Origin of the sequence: Pseudarthrobacter sp. NPDC055928, from assembly GCF_042270935.1 — a bacterium.
Taxonomy (GTDB): Bacteria; Actinomycetota; Actinomycetes; order Actinomycetales; family Micrococcaceae; genus Arthrobacter.
This window is the reverse complement of the sequence record NZ_JBHJZH010000038.1, coordinates 1-5,726: the sequence shown is the minus strand read 5'-3', so window position 1 is coordinate 5,726 and position 5,726 is coordinate 1. Positions and strand designations below refer to the sequence as shown.

Annotated in this window: 7 protein-coding genes; 1 reads left to right on the top strand and 6 read right to left on the bottom strand. The window is 66.1% G+C overall.

The features are described 5' to 3' along the window. Positions 1–117 precede the first annotated feature (117 nt). The 5 genes from ACFC25_RS22570 to ACFC25_RS22550 all read right to left on the bottom strand — a co-directional run bounded on the left by ACFC25_RS22570 (position 118) and on the right by ACFC25_RS22550 (position 4,318). Entirely contained in the window at positions 118–414 is a 297-nt protein-coding gene (locus ACFC25_RS22570; RefSeq protein ID WP_337349214.1) for a hypothetical protein, read from the bottom strand. Between the two features lie 269 nt (positions 415–683). Beyond that, complete coding sequence (locus tag ACFC25_RS22565; protein ID WP_376049316.1) at positions 684–1,256, bottom strand: MOSC domain-containing protein; 573 nt, start codon at positions 1,254–1,256, stop codon at positions 684–686. Between the two features lie 47 nt (positions 1,257–1,303). Beyond that, complete coding sequence (locus tag ACFC25_RS22560; RefSeq protein WP_376049313.1) at positions 1,304–1,609, bottom strand: hypothetical protein; 306 nt, start codon at positions 1,607–1,609, stop codon at positions 1,304–1,306. A gap of 5 nt (positions 1,610–1,614) precedes the next feature. Then, positions 1,615–2,208 carry a GNAT family N-acetyltransferase gene (locus tag ACFC25_RS22555; RefSeq protein ID WP_376049310.1) on the bottom strand — a complete coding sequence of 198 codons (594 nt, stop codon included), beginning with the start codon at positions 2,206–2,208 and terminating at the stop codon, positions 1,615–1,617. Continuing rightward, complete coding sequence (locus tag ACFC25_RS22550) at positions 2,195–4,318, bottom strand: penicillin acylase family protein (RefSeq protein ID WP_376049307.1); 2,124 nt, start codon at positions 4,316–4,318, stop codon at positions 2,195–2,197. Before ACFC25_RS22550 ends, ACFC25_RS22555 begins: the two co-directional genes overlap by 14 nt. Positions 4,319–4,485: 167 nt before the next feature. Here ACFC25_RS22550 and ACFC25_RS22545 point away from each other — a divergent pair, with 167 nt between their 5' ends. After that, positions 4,486–5,259 carry an oxygenase MpaB family protein gene (locus ACFC25_RS22545; RefSeq protein ID WP_376049304.1) on the top strand — a complete coding sequence of 258 codons (774 nt, stop codon included), beginning with the start codon at positions 4,486–4,488 and terminating at the stop codon, positions 5,257–5,259. Positions 5,260–5,519: 260 nt separating this feature from the next. Here the strand turns inward: ACFC25_RS22545 and ACFC25_RS22540 are convergent. Next, the coding region (locus ACFC25_RS22540) for an OpcA/G6PD domain-containing protein (RefSeq protein WP_376049301.1) at positions 5,520–5,726 on the bottom strand (207 nt) is incomplete at its 5' end.

The following is a 5,726-nucleotide window of genomic DNA, read 5'->3' as shown; positions in this document are numbered from 1 at the left end:
GGCGGGAACCTCCCGCCGTCGTCCGCTTGCGTTTCGTGGCTGTTCAGTCCGTCCTTGGCCGCCTTCCCGCCCGAGTCCAGGCTCTGAGCACGGTCCAGGCGACTGTGGCGGCAGCAATCACCCTGGGTGCCGGGATGGCCCCGGTGATGCCTTGCTTTTTCGAACAGCCGCCACGACGCTGACCGTCACGGTCAAGGCGATGAGGACAATGATTCCGGAGAAGTTAGGCTGGAATTGCAGGGCCAGCGCGCCGTTTTCGGTTCCGGCCGTGGCTTTGAATATCCCCAGTAGGGTCGCTGGAGAACCAGTCGAAATGGCTATCACGCTGGTAGCCACGCACAGGATGAAGGACAGTGCCAGTCCCGCCGCCACTCCGTCCAGGACGGCTCCGATAATTTTCGACGCCTTGTTCATGGATGTCGCTCCTCAAACCGGTCAACGCAACGCGCCGCCTGTGGTTGTTCCCCCGACAGGAAAATAGCGCGACGTGTTCACCTCTAGGTGGTCGAAGTGGTCAAAACCCGTAGTGATTTTCCAAAATTAGACGATTTCTGCGAATATCTGGGTGTGGTTCCCGGAGACCTAGGTATAGGCCGTTTCGCTGGAAGTACCTGGCCCTCCGGACCCTGACGAACCTACCCACCAAATGTTGCTGCACAGCAACGTTGAGTCGTTGCCTGACGCTAGGGCAGTCGGGAAGGCCGGAACAGCGTGGGCGCACCGGCGCGTTCGGGGTCCAGCAGTACCGGGCTGATCAGGACCGCCGGCCCGCGGTACAGGACGCCGTCGCTTAGTACCTGGCAGCGGATGCCGCCACGTCCGCGCATTGCCTTGTGGGCGCCCGGGGCGAGCATCTGGTCCATCCACGCGCAGGGGTGAGCGGGACGGCCTGCCTTGAACCTCGCCACGTTGCCGCGTGATTCGAGGGCAAATTCGCCGCCGAGCAGGGGAGGCAGGTCCGCTCCCCGAAGGATCACGTTGCGCCGTGTCAGCAGCGGGTTGAAAGGCGCCGTTCCCAATTCAGCGGCGATGGACTCCAGTGCTTCGACGGCCATCACCGTGACGGCGGCGTCCATGTGCGCCGCTTTGCCGAAGAACCGGTCGCCCACGATCCCTTTGCCGGCCACGAGCTCCACCCGGTCCGCATCCGTTGTGGGGACGTCGGCGGCTCCTTCGCGGGCCCGCCCGAAATAAGCATGCGCCGGGGAGACCAGCAGGTGCAGGACCTCCACGTCGTACCGGTAGGTTGCCGTCATTCCCTCAACCTATCGCGCGAAGGAACGCCCGGCGATAGGCCGGGCGTTTACTCCTCCAGCTGAGGCAGGCACATGCAGCGGATCTCGAAGAGTGGCAGCCCCGGCTCCTCCGGCCCGTGGCCGGTGGACACCAAAAACTCATCTTCGAGGACATAGACGGGCAGCTGCGGCGAAAGATACGTGTTGTACCGGGACGGGTAGACCCAGTGACCGTTGATGTCGAAAGCCGGCAGGGCGTAGGCGTCCCGGCGGTTGTGGGCGGAGGGGAACAGGCAGTCGCCCACCCAGATGTGGCTGGCCAGCCCGAACAGATAGTCACTGTTGTGCGTTGTGGGGAAAAGAATGGCCTGCATCGGCGCTACCCCTTCCGGGACTCGAACCGTTCGCGGGTGAGGAATACCAGCTGTGCTTTCTTCTCAGCCAGCTGTACCTGGGCGCCCGCCTCGAACCCGAAGCTCACGAACCGCCCGATCGCCTTGCTGTTCCGGGCGTCCGGCTCCGCGACAACGCGGTCCTTAGCAGGGTCGGACAGCAGAAACCGGATCAGGCCCGCGAGCACGGTGGCGGTGAAGTTCGGGACCGGATGTGCAGCCGGAGCCAATAGCAGATGCAGCCCGGTATCCCCGGGGCGCGCAGGGTAAGCGTCAGCCACCGGATCCTGCAGCGGCTCGTACGTCTGGAACAGTCCCGCGGGTTCGTCATCGACGGAGATCAGATAGGCGTGATGGGTTTCCAGGCTGTCCACGAACAGGTAGATGTCCCGGACTTCGTCCCGGCCCATGGACTGCATGCCCCAGAACCTCGCGCGGTCCTCCGTGACCCAGCCGTGAAGCAGGTCGGCATCGCTTTCCGGAGCGAGCGGGATGAGCCTCAGCTGCCCCAGGCCAGGCAGCTCTTCCGTGTAGACGGCGTCCCTGACGGAGAGCGGAACGGCAGTGTCAGCGTGGGTCATGGTTCTCCTTGGTCAGCTGCTCCCAGTCGGTGATGACGGGGATGAGGTCACCGGCAGCCCAAAGGGGCAGCTGGCTGGCGAAGTGCTCGTGGTCGGGGTGTCCCGAGGCGCCGAAAGGGACGATCCAGCGGCTCGCGGCCCGGTCCACCAGATCCCAGACGTAGCGGGCCACCGGTCCGCGGAACGACCCGTCGGTCACCCCGGGCAGGCTCTCTGTGGACAGGACGCAGCCGGTATCCCCGGACAAACTGGTGAGGGGGACTGTGGGCGCCAGTCCGCGAGGGCCGTGCTCGTCCAGGGCATGCAGCGGCAGCACAGTATGGCTGGATCCCCACGTATCGGTGGGTGCTGCTGCTGCGAGTTCCTCCAGCGCCTCCCGTGCGGCCCCGGCGACGTCGACGCCGGCTGCCGGGCCGTCGGCGATCAGTGTTTCAAGGGCGAAGCCCACACGTGAGGCGGCGTAGAGCCAGGGACCGAAGAGAGGGGAGTGGCCGTGTGGTTCGGCCAGGGGCAGCAGTTTGGGCGTGCGCGCCAGGGCGAGGACCAGCGCAGACCTCCAGGCCGCAAACGCGCCGGCGCCGCTGCTGTTTCCATCCATGTGGCCGTCCCATGACAGCAGCCGCCCCCGGAGGGCAACCGCCGGAGCAGAAAGCGAACCGCATCCCCGGAGCAGGGCGCGGAGCGTTGGCCAGGAACCGAGATGGGTGTCCATGTGGATCCGCTGCATGGCAGCTGCATCCAGCCCAGGCCCATGATCCTCCAACAGGTGCCGGATCCGCCGGGCGCGGTGGGCCGGGGCGAACTCAAGCCCCAGCAGTTCCCCGCCGCCGGAATCTCGGTCATTGGCGTTCACGGCCAGGGAAGGCACATGGGAACTGGGCATTTTCTCCCACGCACCCGTCCACTGGTGGTCCGCCGCCCACGCCGGGACAGGGCGGACCCGGTTGTGCCGGCTTCGGACGGGGACCTTTCCGGCGACCAGTTGGCGGACATCACCGCTGGTATCGGCAACCAGCACACAGTTCACCGGCTCCACCCAGGAGTCCAGCGCTGCCTCCACCTCCGCCGCGGATCGGCTCCGCAGGAGCGGCAGGAGGGCCTCGAAGCCCAGGGTTCCCGCCGACCGAGCCGGCGTCCGCAGGCTCAGCGCACCGCCGTCGGACCCTCCCGAGATGACCGGACCCCGGGCAGTTTCGATGACCTCCACGGTTTCCGCCGCCGAGCCGCGCACCAGAATCTCTTCCGCGTGGTGCGCGAGGACAGGCTCCCAGCCACTGGGCCCCAATGCGGCAACCCCGCCGTCCTGGTCCCGCAGCTGCTCGCGGAACAGGTCCTGGTAATCGGCCATGGCATTAGTGACAGCCCAGGCGACTGACCCGGCGTGGCCAAAATGGGGGATCCCGGGCACGCCGGGAAAAGCCAGCCCGACGACGTCGAACTCCGGGCACGCGAGCCGTACCTGCTGGTAGACGCCCGGCAGTTCCATGAGGCGATGCGGATCGCCTGCGATGAGTGGTGAACCGGATGCGGTCAGCCTGCCCGCCGCGGCCCACGCGTTGCTGCCGGCCCACACGGGAGCTTCGATACTGAACAGGCCCACCGCGTCGTCGCCGAGGGTCGTGGCCACGTGTTCGCGCCAGAGTTTGTTGGGGAACGTGCCGAAGAGGATGTGGTGGACCAGGAAAACACCCAACGGCGTCCACGGCTCCCAGGCGGCGGGTGCGGTCTCAGTTGCGCGGAACTCGTCGGCATCCCGGCGGCCTGTTTCGAGTGCATGGTTCACGCCGTCGACGTAGGCCGTGCACCAGCGCCTGGTGTCGTCGTCGAGGTTCTCGAAGCACCGGCGCGCTGTGTCATCCAGCCGCACCCGGCGCACAAACCGGTCCCAGTCCAGCCCGTCCGCTCCCAGATGCTCAGCCGTCCTGCCCTCTGACCGCCAGCGTTCCATCTCGATCTGCCAGGAACGGTCGGCGGCAGCGTTGTAGCCCTGAAGGAAGGACAGCTCGTCAGGGGAGCCTGCCCGGAGGTGCGGAATGCCCCATGGGTCCCGGAAGATCTCCGGCGGCATGGCCGGGGAACTGTCGCGGGGGGCAGTTTCAGTGGTGGTCACGTGGATCTCCGTGGTTAGGTAAGCCTTAGCTAACCAAAGAATAGGGTGGTACGGCGGGTTCGCCAAAATGTTGCGCCAGACAACGGGAACGGACGACGGCGGGAGGCGGCCGCCGTCGTCCGGTTCCGGCGTGCCCCGTGTTGGCTGTCTCCGGTACATTTGTGGGCATGGTTCCCGGACTTGCCGACATAGGCGCAGAAGGCATTCTGCTCGCCGGGGCAGGCCGCGCCATTTTGCTGCAGATAGCCAACCCGGCCGTGGGTCACGGCGTTGCGGAGCACAGTCACTTTACGGAACGTCCGCTCGACCGCCTTCGCGGCACTCTTACTTACGTCTACGCGATCGTCTATGGCACCGAGGGGCAAGTAGCAGCCGTCCGCCGCCGGGTGAACCGCGCCCATGCACCGGTCCAGCGCGCCCCGGATGAAACCTCGAACGGGTACAGCGCCTTTGACGCGGATTCGCAGCTCTGGGTAGTGGCTACGCTGTACGACACCGCCGTCACCGTCTTCGAGCGGGTCTATGGACCCCTCGACGACGAAACGGCCGATCTGATGTACCGCGACTACGCCAAACTTGGGACAGCCCTGCAGCTCCCGGCGGAACTATGGCCGCCGGACCGGGCGGCGTTCCGCGTTTACTGGAACTCTCGCGTAGAGTCCCTCACTGCCGACGACGCCGCAGTGCGTGTGGCCCACGGCCTCCTCCATCCGCGGGGCGGGCCGCTCTGGTACCGCGCCGTCATGCCGTTTGCCCGGTTCCTCACCGCCGGCCTGCTGCCGGACCATCTACGCGACGGTTTTGGATTGCCCTGGAGCGCCAGCCATGGTCGCCGATTCGACTTCACCATGAAGTGCACTGCCGTGGTTTATCCGCGGTTGCCGCAGCGGATCCGGCACTGGTTCAAGAACTACTGCCTGGGGCAATTGGACGCCGCGTAGCAGCGGTCAAGGGGCGGGGCCACGCCGCTCGGTAGCCCACGGGCTCCACCCCGGCGCCCACGGATTCAGAACAGGCTGGCCGGCGATAGCCCAGGTCCGCGGCTCCATGGATAGCTGCGGATAGCTGGAGCCGAGGTCACCACCCGGGGTATTGGAACGATGCGTAGGTAATCCCAAGCATGGCCAACATGCCAAGAACGCCTACTGACCAACCTTCGATAGTCCTTCGCAGCTTCTCATTGCGTCTGCTGTGAGTATCGCTAAGCATGGACGAGCCGCCCTGCCCGGCAGTCATCCAGTGCGCGTTCCGCCGGTGCAGTCTCGGCAGGATTTGCAATTTTGGGTGGCCACTCCAAAGACTGGACCACTTGGCCGAAGACCTCGTCGGGGTCGAGGCGGCGGAGTTCTTCGGCGAGGCAGTCGCGGAGGCTGCGGCGTGGCAGGGAGATGCGTTGGGCGGGTTGGCC